The sequence below is a fragment of the Nitrosomonas sp. Nm51 genome, assembly GCF_900111165.1.
Taxonomy (GTDB): domain Bacteria; phylum Pseudomonadota; class Gammaproteobacteria; order Burkholderiales; family Nitrosomonadaceae; genus Nitrosomonas.
In genome coordinates this window covers 42,925-58,607 of sequence record NZ_FOGH01000011.1, presented here as the reverse complement: position 1 = coordinate 58,607, position 15,683 = coordinate 42,925, and the positions used below count along the sequence as shown (strand labels likewise).

Annotated in this window: 14 protein-coding genes; 7 read left to right on the top strand and 7 right to left on the bottom strand. The window is 50.4% G+C overall.

Going from position 1 to position 15,683, the window contains the following annotated elements:
* Positions 1-239 precede the first annotated feature (239 nt).
* Positions 240-557: a cupin domain-containing protein gene (locus BMY60_RS05995; RefSeq protein WP_090332142.1), complete on the top strand. Its 318-nt coding sequence runs from the start codon at positions 240-242 to the stop codon at positions 555-557.
* Between the two features lie 141 nt (positions 558-698).
* Here the strand turns inward: BMY60_RS05995 and BMY60_RS05990 are convergent, their stop codons facing one another.
* Genes BMY60_RS05990 through BMY60_RS15250 form a run of 4 tightly spaced genes read right to left on the bottom strand, consistent with a single transcriptional unit; the run spans position 699 to position 3,707 of the window.
* Complete coding sequence (locus BMY60_RS05990) at positions 699-1,526, bottom strand: alkaline phytoceramidase (protein WP_256250713.1); 828 nt, start codon at positions 1,524-1,526, stop codon at positions 699-701.
* Positions 1,527-1,541: 15 nt separating this feature from the next.
* On the bottom strand, positions 1,542-2,894 hold the full coding sequence (gene radA / locus BMY60_RS05985; protein ID WP_090332139.1) for a DNA repair protein RadA: 1,353 nt from the start codon (positions 2,892-2,894) through the stop codon (positions 1,542-1,544).
* A 14-nt stretch (positions 2,895-2,908) separates the two neighbouring features.
* Complete coding sequence (gene rfbC / locus BMY60_RS05980; RefSeq protein WP_090332165.1) at positions 2,909-3,460, bottom strand: dTDP-4-dehydrorhamnose 3,5-epimerase; 552 nt, start codon at positions 3,458-3,460, stop codon at positions 2,909-2,911.
* Positions 3,461-3,500: 40 nt separating this feature from the next.
* Positions 3,501-3,707: a hypothetical protein gene (locus tag BMY60_RS15250; protein WP_143057371.1), complete on the bottom strand. Its 207-nt coding sequence runs from the start codon at positions 3,705-3,707 to the stop codon at positions 3,501-3,503.
* Between the two features lie 74 nt (positions 3,708-3,781).
* Between BMY60_RS15250 and BMY60_RS05975 the strand changes: the two genes are divergently transcribed.
* Positions 3,782-5,518: an ABC transporter transmembrane domain-containing protein gene (locus BMY60_RS05975; RefSeq protein WP_090332138.1), complete on the top strand. Its 1,737-nt coding sequence runs from the start codon at positions 3,782-3,784 to the stop codon at positions 5,516-5,518.
* Here the strand turns inward: BMY60_RS05975 and BMY60_RS05970 are convergent, their stop codons facing one another.
* From BMY60_RS05970 to BMY60_RS05955, 3 genes are all read right to left on the bottom strand, one after another.
* Positions 5,519-7,387 carry a polysaccharide biosynthesis protein gene (locus BMY60_RS05970; protein ID WP_090332136.1) on the bottom strand — a complete coding sequence of 623 codons (1,869 nt, stop codon included), beginning with the start codon at positions 7,385-7,387 and terminating at the stop codon, positions 5,519-5,521.
* A 270-nt stretch (positions 7,388-7,657) separates the two neighbouring features.
* Positions 7,658-8,650, bottom strand: coding sequence for an MraY family glycosyltransferase (locus BMY60_RS05960; protein ID WP_090332132.1), 993 nt, complete (start codon positions 8,648-8,650; stop codon positions 7,658-7,660).
* 154 nt (positions 8,651-8,804) lie between these two features.
* Entirely contained in the window at positions 8,805-10,022 is a 1,218-nt protein-coding gene (locus BMY60_RS05955; protein WP_090332164.1) for a pyridoxal-phosphate-dependent aminotransferase family protein, read from the bottom strand.
* A 349-nt stretch (positions 10,023-10,371) separates the two neighbouring features.
* Between BMY60_RS05955 and BMY60_RS05950 the strand changes: the two genes are divergently transcribed.
* The 5 genes from BMY60_RS05950 (at position 10,372) to cas1f (ending at position 15,675) form a co-directional block, all read left to right on the top strand.
* Positions 10,372-11,523 carry an efflux RND transporter periplasmic adaptor subunit gene (locus BMY60_RS05950; RefSeq protein ID WP_090332130.1) on the top strand — a complete coding sequence of 384 codons (1,152 nt, stop codon included), beginning with the start codon at positions 10,372-10,374 and terminating at the stop codon, positions 11,521-11,523.
* A gap of 11 nt (positions 11,524-11,534) precedes the next feature.
* Positions 11,535-12,293 carry an ABC transporter ATP-binding protein gene (locus BMY60_RS05945; RefSeq protein WP_090332162.1) on the top strand — a complete coding sequence of 253 codons (759 nt, stop codon included), beginning with the start codon at positions 11,535-11,537 and terminating at the stop codon, positions 12,291-12,293.
* Positions 12,294-12,513: 220 nt separating this feature from the next.
* Entirely contained in the window at positions 12,514-13,737 is a 1,224-nt protein-coding gene (locus BMY60_RS05940) for an ABC transporter permease (RefSeq protein ID WP_090332127.1), read from the top strand.
* A gap of 122 nt (positions 13,738-13,859) precedes the next feature.
* Complete coding sequence (locus BMY60_RS05935; protein ID WP_090332126.1) at positions 13,860-14,519, top strand: exopolysaccharide biosynthesis protein; 660 nt, start codon at positions 13,860-13,862, stop codon at positions 14,517-14,519.
* Between the two features lie 169 nt (positions 14,520-14,688).
* Entirely contained in the window at positions 14,689-15,675 is a 987-nt protein-coding gene (cas1f, locus tag BMY60_RS05930; RefSeq protein ID WP_090332124.1) for a type I-F CRISPR-associated endonuclease Cas1f, read from the top strand.
* Positions 15,676-15,683: the final 8 nt, after the last annotated feature.

Here is a 15,683-nt window from a genome sequence, read left to right as displayed (position 1 = left end):
CCAGTTGGATTACCTGTTTGTCGGCGACTGTGTTTTTGTAGATAAAGCAATAATACAACCCTGCCATCGCTTACCCAGAGAAAATTATAACTATAAACAGATAGTTAAATGAGAATGGCATAATAATTACAGACCAGAGTCCAGCGTACTGGCGCAATATTCATTGGGCTAAAGCTGCCCGCAGGACGAACACCCGGGCTGTGATGAATTAGGCGGAGCGTTGGCATCAGCATAATCATATGAAGCCTGGAAATATTTTCGCCTCAATCCCGCCTGATCTGGATGACGAGTTGTTTGAGGTGCTAATTAGCAGTGACAGCGTAATCATCGAGAAAATTGTTTCCAGAGGCCATCAGTCACCGGAAAGTGGCTGGTACGATCAGAACAAAAACGAATGGGTGCTGGTTTTGAGAGGCAGCGCCAGATTAATGTTTGACGATCATACCGAAGTGAGCTTGGAAACAGGTGATTTTATTCATATTCCGTCACATAAAAAACACAGGGTCAGCTGGACTGATTCCGATCGGGAAACAATCTGGCTTGCGGTGCATTTTTGATAAAACGCGCCTTTGACGGGCCGTTGAAAAACTATCTGCCTTACATCGGCCGTCTCGAAAACGTTTTCCAAATGCCACATCAGGCAGGACACGGCACATCCATCATTATCCTTTAACAGGATGCCGCACCGTAGAATAACGCTATCCTGCTACTGATTCTTTGATTGCCGGTACTCTTCTTCGCAGCATTCTCACAATCCACCAGATCGACAATGCCGCAACCAGGTGTTTTACTGTGTGTCCGCTGATAATCTGTCCTAAAGCGAAGATTTGCTGGTCGAACGTTTCCGCGAATTTGGCCGCGGCATAAAGCCCGATGGCTTTGCATATATCTTCACCGTGGGTATAGCGGGAAGGCAGCAGCAGGCTTAACAGCACAACCAGTAATAACGAGTAAAACTGAATCACAATATAAAGATTCAGATTGCCGATACCGCGCAGCTCACCCAGATACCAGTAAATCACGCTACCTGCCCCCATAAAAACGAGTACAGGTAAAGCCCATAACCCGAGTGCCGGGCAAACCCGATCGGATAACACGCCAGCCAGCAGGGCACTGACGCCCACAGCAATCGGCAGCCTGTCCCAGACCAAACCGGCATTGTCCGGCTCCCAGTGATAATAAGCGGAGCCCGGCGCCACCAGGACCACGCTTGTAAACAGGATCAGATAGGGCCAGTACTCGGCAGTTGACCTGAAACGCCGCAGCTCGGTCCGGTTCTGTATCCTGTATGTACGCCAGAGCAGCGATAACCCGGCTATTCCGCTGAACAGAATTGCAAGATTGGATACCACATTCATGAAATTCGGAATACCGAACAAGGTGCGTTGGTCGGCAAATGCATGGTAGGCATGCGGTTGTGAAGTTGGCGGCATTGTTACGGCCAGCAGCACAACAGCCACTGAAAACACCAGTAGCAATATCAGCCGCCTGCGCGTGGCCTGATCAACGGTGCCGGGATGCATCATTGCAGCATTTCACGGTTATCCATACATCTGCGCTACCGCCTCGCCTATCCTGCCCACAGCCGTAACGTCAATACCGGAAACGGGTTGTCTGGTTTTGTTGGCCAACGGAATAATTGCACGCGTAAAGCCGAGCTTGGCCGCTTCTTTCAGGCGTTCCTGTCCGCGTTGCACCGGACGCACTTCTCCGGCCAGGCCGATTTCACCAATCACCACCATTTTTTCCGCCAGCGGCTTGTTTTTTAACGACGACACAATGGCCAGTAAAACCGCAAGATCTGCACCAGGTTCGGATATTTTTACACCCCCGACCGCATTTACAAACACGTCCTGATCAAAACACGGTATCCCGGCATGGCGGTGCAAAACGGCCAGCAACATCGCCAGCCGGTTCTGTTCCAGGCCAACGCTTAACCGTTTGGGATGCGGCGCGCGCGCGTCATCGACCAGCGCCTGTATTTCAACCAGTAACGGTCGCGTACCTTCCTGCGTCACCATGATACAGGAGCCCGCCACCTGTCCGTCATGATGCGACAAAAATAAAGCCGAGGGATTTCTGACTTCGCGCAACCCCTTTTCACTCATGGCAAAGACGCCCAGCTCGTTCACTGCACCGAAACGGTTTTTGAACGCTCGTACCAGACGGAAACTGGAATGCAAATCACCTTCAAAATACAAAACTGTATCGACCATATGCTCCAGTACGCGCGGACCGGCCAGTGCGCCTTCCTTGGTAACATGGCCAATCAGAATAAGTGCGGTGCCGCTGGCTTTGGCCAACCGGGTTAGCTGCGCGGCGCATTCCCGTACTTGCGCAACCGAACCCGGCGCGGATTGCAGCGCTTCGGAATAAATCGTCTGGATAGAATCGATAACCGCTATATCGGGTTTATTTTCACGCAATACCGCCTGAATTCTTTCCAGCTGGATTTCTGCGAAAAGTGACACAGCCTGCACATTCAACGCCAGACGCCTGGCGCGTAGCGCAACCTGCTGCGCTGATTCCTCGCCACTGATATACAGTACCTGCCGCCCGGTCGATAAATGCGCCAAAGCCTGCAGCAATAAGGTAGATTTACCGATTCCGGGATCGCCGCCCAGCAGCACAACGCCTCCCCGCACCAAACCGCCACCCAGTACCCGGTCAAGTTCAGAAATTCCGGTCGGACAGCGCGGTTCTTCCTGCACCTCGACATCGCTCAGGTTTTGCACCCGATCGATTTCCGATACCGGGCTAAATCGTGTTACGCGCTTTTCGGCTGCAGTTTCAACAAGCGTATTCCATGACTGACAGTGCAGACATTGTCCTTGCCATTTCAACGTTTGTCCGCCGCATTCCGTACAGACATAAACCGATTTCTGCTTAGCCATGCGCCATCTGGTTTTTACACCGCCTCATAGACTTCCGCCAATTTGAGCGGCAATCCCTGCCTGTCTTTTTCCGACAGAACCGGTTCTTCATCGATAGGCCAGTCAATCTTTAATGCCGGGTCGTTCCAGATAATACAGCGCTCGTATTGCGGCGCCCAGTAATCGGTTGTCTGATACAAAAAATCCGCATATTCCGACAGCACGACAAAACCATGTGCGAACCCTGCAGGCACCCAAAGCTGTTTTTTGTTTTCAGCATTCAGTATTTCACCAGCCCACTGTCCGAAAGTCGAGGACGAACGGCGCAAATCCACTGCCACGTCGAAAACCTCTCCTGCAACCACACGAACCAGCTTGCCCTGCGGCTGCCTGATCTGGTAATGCAGTCCGCGCAGTACCCGTCTGGCGGAACGGGAGTGGTTTGCCTGCACAAAGGACACCTGCTCACCGATTGCCTGCTCAAACTCGCGCAGGTTGAAACTTTCGAAAAAAAATCCGCGCGCATCGCCAAACACTTTCGGCTCTATCAAAAAAACTTCGGGAATTGTCAGTTGCGTTGCAATCATCAGTAAAGATTCAAATTTTGAAATCCGGCACCTGCAGCAGCTAACGTCCATTGCCGTTATCGGCAAGCTGCACCGCCTGTTGCAAGTATATCCGGTTAGCACCGGTAATTTCCAGTTCGTCACACCGGGATGGACGCATGCTGTTGGAAAAATCAGCAGCCTGACGACCATAATAAACACAAGCCGGCCGCCGTACCATTCGATCCCGTATTGCGCGGCTTGGCTGGACAACGCAGTTGATACGCAAGCCCCGCTGCCCGCTGATTTACAATAGTCATACCTATCACATAAAACCCAAATTGGCGCTTCTGGCTTAAAATATTGACTAACATTATTAGCCAGCAGATCGAATCGCTTTCATTTATCGCCTTACAGCTTGCGCACAACCGACTACATACAATCATGATTCACACACACTACTACAAACGCCTTGCAAAAAAAATGACAGCTTGCCGGAAAGTGCTCATCTGGGTATTCCCGATGCTGCTGATCGTTGCATTCGCCCTGTCAACGTTACCGCTTTTTATTCTGGAAATACTGCATGCCGTATTTATTGAAAAAAATGTGAACGCCATACAAACCGGATTTCTGGCTGTAATGATATTGCTGATCATTCGCAGTATCGCCGACTACTGCAGCCGGTACCTGGCGAGAAAAGCGAGCAACTGTCTCTGCACGCAACTGACTGCGGATTTATTCGACACACTGCTCAACCTGAGCACGGACCGTTATCAAAAACTGGACAAATACCAGTCAACAACAGCAGCATTAACCCGCATCAAAGAAATTTCCCTGTCCTCAATTCAAATGATCACTGTACTCGTGCGCGATACGCTGATTATCATTGGTTTAGTCGCATCCATGTTCTGGCTCGACCGGGATTTCGCGCTGTTTATTGCATTACTGATTCCGTTTGCCGTCATCATGCTGCAAGTCACGCAGGGACAGGATAACGCTTACTTTCATGCGGATACGCCGCTGTTAGCCGCACTGGCCAGTCATTTGCAGCGCTCGATTGAAAATTTCCGGCATATACGGCTGTACGGCGGTCAGCAACAGGAATGCCGGCTTTTAAAAAAAGCGGCGCAATCATTGCAGCAAAACAACACGCATCAGAGCAACTATGGCGCGTTTATCGCGGCATTGTGTCGGCTTGTTCTTTCGATGATCTTTGTGGCCATATCGTACCTGATGATGCAACAGGGCGTCAGAAACCAATTTTCGATTGATCAATTGGGAGCTTTTGCCGCAGCCACTCTGTTAATGTTTGCGCCCGCATGCCGGCTGGCTGCCATACCGCGCGCATCGCAAAACGTGCAAAAAGATCTGGAGCAGGTTTTCATATTACTCGATCAGCACACCGCTTCCGGTCAAGACAACCGGACATTTTCAGAAGTGCAGGGTAATTTGTCATTCGATTCAGTCAGCTTTTTCGACCCGGCATCAGAAAAAACTGCACGGTACCGGCTCGACCTGAGCATCAAATCCGGCGAGACCGTAGCTTTTGTGTGTCAGTGCAGACAGGAACGATTAATGCTGATTGATGTACTACTCAAATTTCATCAGCCGTTGACGGGACGGTTGCTGATCGGCGGCACACCGTATGATGCAATCGAACATGCCGATCTGCTCGCGCATTTCGCCGTCGTGTCAGACGAGCCCGTCATCCTGAACGACAAAGTTGCCGGCAATATTGCGTACGGATTGACAGAATGCGCCCATGAAGCCAGTATTACCGCCGCGGCCCAGAGTTCCCGGGCCTCGGAATTCGTTCGGGAAATGCCCTGCGGACTGCAAACCCGGGTTGACGAAAACGGTGCAGGCATGACCCGCCAACAGTGGCAGAAAATTGCAATCGCGCGCGCGCTGCTTAAGAACGCTCCCATCCTGATCTGTGACAATTTGTGGCTGCAACCGAAACAATCGTTGCTGAATGAAGCACTGATGACATTAATGCAAAACCGTACCACCATCGTCCTCCTGCAGGCGCTCCCGGTGGCAGACAGCCTCTTTGACCGGATTTTCATACTGAAAAACAGTATTGTCGCTGAAAAATAGTCAGTGCACAATTTCGCCATTCGGCGTATATTCTGGCACCCAGCGCGCCAGTTCGATCCGCGCTTCTGCGTCGTTCAATGATTTGATTTTTTCAAACCGGGCGACAAATGCCACCAGCCACTGTTCATTGACCTCAGGCGCTTGTGCAATACGTAATTTTGCATGCGGCGTCGGCACCGTATTTTCATTTGCCGACAACAACTCTTCGTGCAGTTTTTCACCGGGACGCAATCCCGTATAAATGATGCGGATATCGTCTTCGCCCAAACCGGACAAACGAATCATGTCACTGGCAAGATCCTTGATTTTTACGGGATCGCCCATATCCATCACAAAAATCTCGCCGCCACCTTTTGAACCGCCCATCAAGCCGGCCTGTAAAACCAGTTGCGCAGCTTCAGGAATAGACATGAAGTAGCGCGTCATTTCCGCATGCGTTACTGTAATTGGTCCGCCGTTCGCTATTTGTTTACGGAATTTGGGGATGACGCTGCCCGCACTGCCCAATACATTGCCAAAGCGCACCATCACGAAACAGGTAATCTGCTTGTGATTTCTTATCGATTGCTGCATTGCCTGACAAACCATTTCCGCCAGACGCTTGCTGGCTCCCATGATATTCACCGGATTGACTGCTTTATCGGTTGAAACCAGCACAAACTTTTTCACCTGGTAACGGATCGCCGTACTGGCCAGAACATAAGTACCCATCACATTGTTTAATACCGCCTGCCAGGCATTTTCATGCTCCATTAATGGCACGTGCTTATACGCAGCGGCATGAAAAACGACCGATGGCCGGAACTGCCGAAATAATTGATCCACGCGCGCACCGTCCTTGACGTCCCCAATCACAAATGACATTTTCGTATCCGAAAATTGTTGCGTAAACTCTTCCTGAACGCAGTACAACGCAAATTCATTGCGTTCAAGCAAAACCAGATATTCGGGTTGAAATGCGATAATCTGCCGGCATAACTCGGCGCCAATCGAGCCGCCCGCACCCGTGACCATAACGGTTTTACCTGTCAGAAATCCATGCAGCCCTTCATCATCAAGCACGACTGGCGCCCGGCCCAGCAAATCATCCAGTTGAATTTCACGAATTTGCGAAACGGTTGTTTTACCATTAATAAGATCCTGGTAAGAGGGCACAATCATCGCCTTGACACCCATTTCCGAACACATTTCCAGTATATGCCGGCGCAGCCGGTGTGACAGTGAAGGCATAGCGATGACGACATGTCCCACGTTCAGTTTCTGCACCCAGTGCGGCAATTTATCGATCACGCCCAGCACGCGCACACCATGCAGGCGGGTGCCCAGTTTTCTGGGGTCATCATCCAGTAAGCCGACAACATGCCAGTCATGACTGCCTGCCAGGTCTTTGACAAGATTGACTGCCGTACTGCCGGCACCTAAAATCAGCGCCAGCTTGCCGTCATAATTTTTAAGGCTGTATAAGCGGCGTTCTTTCCATGCCCGGTAGATCAACCGGCTGCCGCCCATGATCATCAACAGCAATACCGGTGCCAATACGTTGATCGAGAACGATACCACCGCCAGAAGCCCGAGCTGCCAGAACACAATTGTTACCAGAACCGCACTCAGCAAAACCGCGACTGTAATCCGTTTCAAATCCGGAAGACTGGCGTAGCGCCACAACCCCCTGTACAAACCGAGCCACAAAAAAATAACTGCCTGTACGGGCAGTATCCATGGCATCAGATCAAAAAACAGTGCGAACGGTACAACAGAAATTCTAAAATCGGCGTAAAACAGAAAAGCGAGTAACCAGGCAATTGCAACCGCGAACAGATCGTGAGAAAACGCAATAACTGAACGTATACCGAATTTGTTTCCCAGCATCCTAGTACTCTATCAATATGATATTGCCGGGTTCAGTGAGTTTGTCAGTGACCATGGCAAGGCGTGCCTTGCAGGCAATAGCCGTTCTATTGTCAAAAGGCGCAACGCAGACCATGGACGCTGACAAGCTCACCCACGGGGCGTTACCGTGGTGTTCTGCAACTGCTGTGTTACAGTACTTGAAAAGGGAGTAACCCTTTCCTGCGTGCTGCGCCTTGTTGCATAACACCACGGTAACGCTGCACCAGGCAATATCATATTGATAGAGCACTAGCGTTCACCCGCGTATGGTTTTTTACCCAGATCTGCCATCAGCATTAACCCCAAATAAATCGCTCCCCAGATGACGGCAACGATCAACTGCGCGATCGTAGCCTGACCATTCACCCAAACCGCACTGGCACCTGCCATCAGCATAAGACCATATCCGAACAATGCTGTATTTTTATGTCCGAAACCGCTTTGTACCATGCGCTGGTAGTAATGTTGACGGTGTGCCTGCCAGATCTTTTCACCGCGAGCCAGCCGCTTGATTAAAGTCACTGTGGCATCCACGATAAATGGCGAAAAGATCAATAACGGCATCCACGGTGACCATAATCCATTCATCCATCCAAGCAACCCCATAACGGCTGCCAGATAACCTAACGGAACCGCGCCCGCATCACCGAGAAAAATACGCGCGGGATGAAAATTATGCAGTAAAAACCCAAATGACGCCGCGGCAACTGATAAATTGGCAACAGCAAAACCGATATCGCCGGATAAATAAGCCATCAATCCGTAAAAACCAAATCCAATTAATGCCATGCCACCTGCCAGCCCGTCAGACCCATCCATAAAATTAAACAGATTGGACATCCATATCACTGCCAGCGTAACGCCTGTTACCAGCAGCCACCCATGCGAATCGGACAATAGAGAAAAGCTGCATACCAGCGCTACCAGCAAATGCACACACAAACGATAACCGGCTGGTATGTTCCTGATGTCGTCAGCAATCGATATACCCGCCAATACACCGATACCTGACCAGACAGAAACGGGAAGCGGTACTGAAAAAATCAACCAGGCCGACATTGCGCCAAATAACAAACCGATACCGCCGATACGCGGCACTGGCTGAGTATGCAGCGATCTTGAATTCGGGTAATCAAGAAACGCGGATGCCTTCCACTGTATCAACCATTTAATTGAACAATATGATGCAAAAAACGCTATCAGCAATGCAGCAGCAACAGATAGAGGAGAATCCACGAACATAGTGACCGGATCATCCCAAATTGATTTTTAAGCACCGTTTTTCCACTATACAATCTTTAAATCGGCAGCGGAAAAACGGTCTTAGGCATATAAACCAGAAGCGTTCCCGGTATAACGTAAAATTATCTCGCTACAGTCTCAAGATACAACGTTTTCAAGGCAACGGGTTTGCAGCATAACTCTGATGCGCTGCAGATTCCGCGGCGCCGCGTTTGAGATTCATCCCCATATCCGACAACACTGTTTCCAATGCATTCAGACACATCACTACATTTTCGACGCGGCTGGATGTGCCCATCAGGCCAAAACGCCAGACTTTTCCGGCAAAATCACCGAGACCGGCTCCGATTTCCAGACTGTAGTCATCAAGCAGTTTGCCACGGACGGCTTTATCGTCAACGCCGTCCGGTATATAAACAGAATTCAGTTGCGGCAAGCGGTATTTTTCGTCGACCACATAATGGATACCCATGGTTTCAAACCCCGCTTTCAGTGCTTCATGGTTGCGTTGATGACGCGCCCATGAATGTTCAAGACCTTCCTCATACAGAATCACCAGCGATTCGTGCAAACCATACAGTGAATTGGTCGGCGCCGTATGATGATATGTACGTGTCGACGATCCCCAGTAGCCCAGCAGCAGGCCGATATCCATAAACCAGCTATGTACCTTGGTCTTGCGGTTTTTGACCAGATCGGTCACACGATCGGAAAAACTGACTGGCGACAATCCTGGCGGGCATGAAAGACACTTCTGACTGCCCGAATAAATTGCATCAATACCCCATTCGTCGACCTTGATTGGCGACCCTCCCAGCGACGTTACCGTATCGACGATCGTCAAGCAGTCGTGACGGCGGGCAATGTCGCACAATGTTTGCGCATCCGACAATACGCCGGTAGAAGTTTCAGCATGAACAAACGCCAGAATTTTGGCATCAGGGTTTTGTTTGAGAGCATCCTCGACTTTTTGCGGATCAACGTGTTCGCCCCATTTGTCATCCACGGCAACCGCAACACCGCCATGACGCTCGACATTTTCAATCATACGCGAACCGAAAACGCCATTACGGCATACAACCACTTTATCCCCCGGTTCAATCATGTTGACGAAACACATCTCCATTCCCACCGAGCCGGGGCCGGAAACTGAAAACGTCATTTTGTTTCTGGTCTGAAACGCATAGCGTAACAGATCCTTGATTTCTTCCATCATGTCGGCAAAAACCGGATCAAGATGGCCCAGCGTCGGCCGTGCCATCGCCGATAACACACGGTGATGCGTATCGGATGGACCGGGGCCCATTAAAATACGTTGTGGCGGATAAAATGTTGCAATATTTTTTTCGGAACGAAAATCTTCGGTAGTCATGAACAATCCTAATATTATTGTAAAGTTAAATGTTTCTTGCAGCCGCCTTGCAGCCATTAAAGCCTTAATTTTAACAAGTGATTGGAAAGTTTACTATAAACCAGATAGTATTCAGTCAATTTTATTTAGCTTATCTGTCGTTCCGTATGCATGAAAAAACGCAGCAGCGCTTATTGTATCGAGGCGTGCGTTGAACCTGGGCTGGTGCAACATGTCTCAATGTCATGCTGATCGCCATGACCGGTCATTATAACTTTAACAATAATCTTCAAATCTGATTACAATGCCAGCGCTAACGCACGATCATGCTTTCTTCACCCTGCCTGCAAAATATCCCTTTTAACAAGCCATGCGTATTCGCACCACCCGATTCATAATCATAGCGCTGCTGCTCCTGAGTGCGGCAGCGGTATACTGGTATACAAAAAATGACGATAAACCCCAGGCCGATTCTTATCTTACGCGTTTAGCAGCGTATGGAGATATCGTCCAGACCATATCCGCAAACGGCACGCTGACACCCGTTGTTCTCGTTAATGTCGGCACCCAGGTTTCAGGCACGGTTGCCAAGCTGCATGCCGATTTCAACGACCAGGTTGAAACCGGCCAGATTCTCGCGGAACTCGATCCTGCACTGCTGCGGGCGCAACTGGAACAATCCAGAGCCAGCCTGCTCAGTGCGCAAACACAACAAAGCATCGCGCAACGCAAACTGGGACGCCACCGTGAGCTGTATGCGCAAGGGTTTATCTCGATTGAAGCACTCGACATCGTCAGGCAGGAACTCGATGCGGCAAACGCGCAGCTGGCGGTCAGTAAAGCGCAGGTTGAAAGAGACGGCGCCAATCTGAATTACAGCATTATCAAGTCACCGATATCCGGTGTCGTTATTGCGCGCGATGTCGATGTCGGCCAAACCGTTGCGGCAAATTTCCAGACGCCTGTATTGTTTCAGATCGCCAAGGATTTACGTGAAATGCAGATCAACATCAGTGTTGCAGAAGCCGATATCGGTTTGCTGCGTATCGGTCAACCGATCAACTTTACCGTCGACGCCTATCCGAACGGCGCATACACCGGCAGGGTCAAGCAGGTCCGCTTGAATCCAACGATACAGGAAAACGTTGTAACCTATAATGTTGTGGCAATGGTCAATAATGTTGACGGCTCTCTTTTGCCGGGTATGACCGCCAATATTCATTTTGTGGTTGATCAACGAAACAATGTGTTGCGCGTCCCCAATGCAGCGCTGCGCTATCAACCCAAAGATTCTGAATCAGCCGCGGGCGAAAGCCAGCCGCCTGCCGGACAACCCGGGCAATCCGTGATCTACCGGCTGACTGACGGCCGGCCTGTCGCGGCCTATGTTACCACCGGTATTACGGACGGTCATTTTACCGAAATTGCCGGCGGCGCCGTTCGTGCAGGGGATGCCGTGATTATCCGGGAAAAAATTGACAAAAAAGACGCCAAGTCCAAATTCAGATTCAGAATGTTTTGATTGACTCGCGCATGCCGGTAAACCAGACAAGCCCTCCAGCGTCCGCTTTAATCCGCATTGCACAACTGCACAAAAGTTACAGGCTTGTTGATGCCAATGGCAAAACGATTGAAAACCCGGTATTACAGAACATCAACTTGAACATTGCGCAAGGTGAGTTTGTCGCCATTATGGGCCACTCCGGCTCGGGCAAATCGACACTGATGAATATACTGGGTTGCCTTGATACCCCGACAAACGGCGGCTATTGGCTGGAAGATCAAAACGTCGCCATGCTGTCGAATGACGCGCTCGCCAAACTTCGCAACCGTTATATCGGTTTTGTATTCCAGGGTTTCAATTTGTTAAAACGCATGACCGCCCTGGATAATGTCGCTGCGCCGCTGCTGTATGCCGGAGAAAACCGCGCAAACAGCCGCAAAAAAGCGCTGGAGCAGCTGCGCCGCACCGGACTGGAAAAATTCGCCATGCACCATCCCAATCAATTGTCCGGCGGCCAGCAACAACGCGTAGCCATCAGCCGGGCGCTGATCAATCAACCACCACTGATACTCGCTGATGAACCGACAGGCAATCTCGACTCTCAAACCAGCAAAGAGATTATGACGCTATTTGAACAGCTAAACCGGGAGCGAAGCATTACAATCGTTCTGGTAACACATGAAAATGACATTGCGGCTTACGCCAGGCGGTTAATTCAGATCAAAGACGGCAGTATCGTCTATGATGGCGGTCATGCGCTTGAGAGCACCCATAATCCGGTTGTATGATTTGACTCCTGTACGCTAAGGAGCCGCGAATAAATAAGTGTGACAATTGGACGCGTCTGGCGGGATGCAATGCAAGGCGGGAGGATGAGCCATAGCACAAGCTATGGCGACGACGAACAACGCCGCAGTGTGCCCGCCAGATGCGATCCAGGTGTTACTGTTATTTATGAATGACTCCTAATAACTATATGACTGAACCGTTTATGTCTTCTGCAACACTATGAATTTCGTCACCATCGTCGGAGAAGCGATGCGCGCTCTGCGCATGAACCGTCTGCGCACCGGGCTGACCATGCTCGGTATGATTATAGGCGTGGCCGCTGTCGTTCTGATGCTATCCATAGGACAAGGCGCACAGACAAAAATCAACCAATCCATCGAAACGATGGGCAGCAATCTGTTTATTGTGCTGCCGGGCGCAACTTCATCGGGCGGTCTGAGTTTTGGCAGCGGCAGCGTAAAGACACTGACTGTCAGTGACGCCGGAGCAATCGCCGAACTACCCTCAATTAATGCAACAGGACCGGTAATCAGCGGTACGGCGCAACTGAATTTCGGCGCAAAAAACTGGAGTACGTCGATTACCGGAACCACGCCGGATTATTTTATGGTGGGAAACTGGACCATCGAAGACGGCACGATTTTTTCCGAGTCTGATGTCCGGTCGGCGGCGCGTGTCGCGGTGCTCGGATCGGTCACGGCTGAAAACCTGTTCGACACGGTCAACCCGGTCGGCAAAACGATCCGCATTACCAACCGCCCCTTTCAGATTGTCGGTGTGCTTGCGGCCAAAGGTCAGAGCCTGAGCGGGCGCGATCAGGACGATAATGTTTTTATTCCCATAACAACAAGCGAACGCCAGATTACCGGCAATCAGTTTCCCGGGTCGATACGCTACATGCTTGTTCAGGCGAAATCTCCTGAAATGATGGATGAGGCAGAGATCGAAATCACGCAGCTCCTGCGCCAGCGTCACCGCATATCCGATGGTATGGAGAATGATTTTACAGTACGAAACCTGACCGCCATTGCCGACGTCGCTACCGATACGGCAAAAATCCTGTCCATTGTTTTGGGTGCGATCGCCTCAATTTCATTACTGGTCGGCGGTATCGGCATCATGAATATCATGCTGGTTTCCGTCACCGAGCGCACGCGCGAGATCGGCATTCGCATGGCTATCGGCGCCAATCGGCGCGCTATTCTCATTCAATTCTTGCTGGAAGCCATTATGATCTGCTTTATGGGCGGCATGATTGGTGTGATTCTGGGCATTGGCGGTGCATGGATTATCAGTCAAGTGGTTGATATGCTGGTTGTTATTACCCTGAGCATGGTCTTGCTGTCTTTTCTGTTCGCCTCCGCGGTAGGGATTTTTTTCGGTTTTTATCCCGCCCGCAAGGCCGCCTCGCTCAAACCCGTCGATGCGCTCCGGTATGAATAGTGTAATCGAAACCCATACAGAAAATTACCGATATTTCATCAAAAACGGCAAAAACCATTCATTACGACTTTACCAGCCGCCGTTTATCTGGAAAGATACAGCCGACAGTGCAGGTAACACCGATGAGTACGAACCCCGACAATAACGATAACAATTCATCTGCAAAAAACAATAGCGCCAGGGAGCGCTCCACTTCGGAGCTGCTGGAAACGGTTGTTGTCGTTTATCGAAGCGATACGCTGACGATCGGCGAGATCAAAAACTCTCTGCACGAACGTGGCTTCGGCATTTTGCTGGCAATCGCCGCGCTGCCACTCTGCCTGCCGGTACCGGTGCCGCCCGGTTACACCACTTTTTTTTCCATTCCATTATTTATTTTCTCATCCCAAATGATCATCGGCATGCAATCGCCCTGGCTGCCCCTGTGGATCTCGAAAAAAAGAATTCGGCGCGCCAGCCTCGAAAAACTGGTTGCCAAAGCCAATCCCTGGCTTAAAAAAATTGAAAGACGGTTGCAGCCGCGCCTGACCTATATTAGCGTGCATACCTGGGAACGGATCATCGGTATTTTTACGTTTGTGTTCGCGTTATCAATATCGCTACCCATACCGCTGACCAACTTTCCGCCAGGCTGGGGTATTCTCATTATGTCTTTGGGGCTGCTGAGCAAGGACGGCATCACCATACTTATCGGCATGATCATCGGCACCATTGGTGTCGGCATCACCATGATCATTCTGGTGTTGCTGTGGATGGGGATGTCATTGCCGACATTCTATTAACCCGGCGACCCGCACCGCCCGGGCTTTTGCAGCGCAGCCGTTAATAACCAGTCCCGGCAATATCATATTGATAGAGCACTGGAAAGCTTTCGGAAAAACCGGAGCGAATCAATTATAGTTTTGCAGGTTTCGCAGCGGAATACATTCTCTGAGTTGAAAAGGTTTGCGTATGGATCAGCTAACAGATTTGAAGGCAATACTGCACTCAAAACGTGCAAACATCTATTACCTGGAAAAATGCCGTGTCATGCAAAAGGATGGGCGGGTTCTTTATTTGACAGAAGACAAAGAAGAAAACCGCTACTGGAACATCCCGATCGCCAACACTACAGTCATTTTACTTGGCACCGGCACGTCAATCACACAGGCAGCGGTACGCATGCTTGCTTCGGCGGGCGTTCTGATCGGTTTCAGCGGAGGCGGCGGCACACCGTTACTGGCAGGCACGGAAATCGAATGGTTCACGCCGCAAAGCGAGTACCGGCCCACTGAATATGTTCAGGGATGGCTGTCGTTCTGGTTCGATGAAACGCAGCGCTTAAAGGTTGCCAGGCATTTCCAGCTTTCCCGCATCGAATATCTGCAAAAAGTATGGAGCAAAGACAGGGATCTGAAAAATGAGCGTTTCTTTGTTGACAACCTTGATATCCAGCAAGCCTTTTCAGGCTATTCAGGCAAAGTAGAGCAAGCGAAAAACGTTACCGAACTGTTATTGATCGAAGCGCAACTCACCAAAAACCTTTACAAAACCGCTGTCAGCCGTACCGAGCAAAAAGATTTCGTGCGCGATTACGACAGTACCGACAGCGCCAATGCCTTTCTGAATCACGGCAATTACCTGGCCTACGGTCTGGCCGCAAGCACGCTATGGGTGCTGGGGATACCGCATGGCTTTGCCGTGATGCATGGCAAAACCCGCCGCGGTGCATTGGTATTCGACGTGGCTGATTTGATCAAAGACGCCATCGTTCTGCCCTGGGCGTTTATCTGCGCCAAGGAAAAAATGACCGAACAGGAATTCCGTCAGCAAATCCTGCAGAAATTCACCGAGCATAAAGCGATGGATTTTATGTTTGAGCAAGTCAAGCAGCAGGCTCTGCAAAACAATCCCCCTCTCCCGTTGGGAGAGGGCCGGGGTGAGAAGCATCAATCATGATGGTCACT

Bases quoted from the DNA above. Each gene is read 5' to 3' on its own strand.
- BMY60_RS05940 (WP_090332127.1), top strand. From the start codon at position 12,514: ATGAATTTCGTCACCATCGTCGGAGAAGCGATGCGCGCTCTGCGCATG.
- radA (WP_090332139.1), bottom strand. From the start codon at position 2,894: ATGGCTAAGCAGAAATCGGTTTATGTCTGTACGGAATGCGGCGGACAA.
- BMY60_RS05970 (WP_090332136.1), bottom strand. From the start codon at position 7,387: ATGCTGGGAAACAAATTCGGTATACGTTCAGTTATTGCGTTTTCTCAC.
- BMY60_RS05960 (WP_090332132.1), bottom strand. From the start codon at position 8,650: ATGTTCGTGGATTCTCCTCTATCTGTTGCTGCTGCATTGCTGATAGCG.
- BMY60_RS05935 (WP_090332126.1), top strand. From the start codon at position 13,860: ATGAGTACGAACCCCGACAATAACGATAACAATTCATCTGCAAAAAAC.
- BMY60_RS05995 (WP_090332142.1), top strand. From the start codon at position 240: ATGAAGCCTGGAAATATTTTCGCCTCAATCCCGCCTGATCTGGATGAC.
- BMY60_RS05955 (WP_090332164.1), bottom strand. From the start codon at position 10,022: ATGACTACCGAAGATTTTCGTTCCGAAAAAAATATTGCAACATTTTAT.
- rfbC (WP_090332165.1), bottom strand. From the start codon at position 3,460: ATGATTGCAACGCAACTGACAATTCCCGAAGTTTTTTTGATAGAGCCG.
- BMY60_RS05945 (WP_090332162.1), top strand. From the start codon at position 11,535: ATGCCGGTAAACCAGACAAGCCCTCCAGCGTCCGCTTTAATCCGCATT.
- BMY60_RS05950 (WP_090332130.1), top strand. From the start codon at position 10,372: ATGCGTATTCGCACCACCCGATTCATAATCATAGCGCTGCTGCTCCTG.
- cas1f (WP_090332124.1), top strand. From the start codon at position 14,689: ATGGATCAGCTAACAGATTTGAAGGCAATACTGCACTCAAAACGTGCA.
- BMY60_RS05990 (WP_256250713.1), bottom strand. From the start codon at position 1,526: ATGATGCATCCCGGCACCGTTGATCAGGCCACGCGCAGGCGGCTGATA.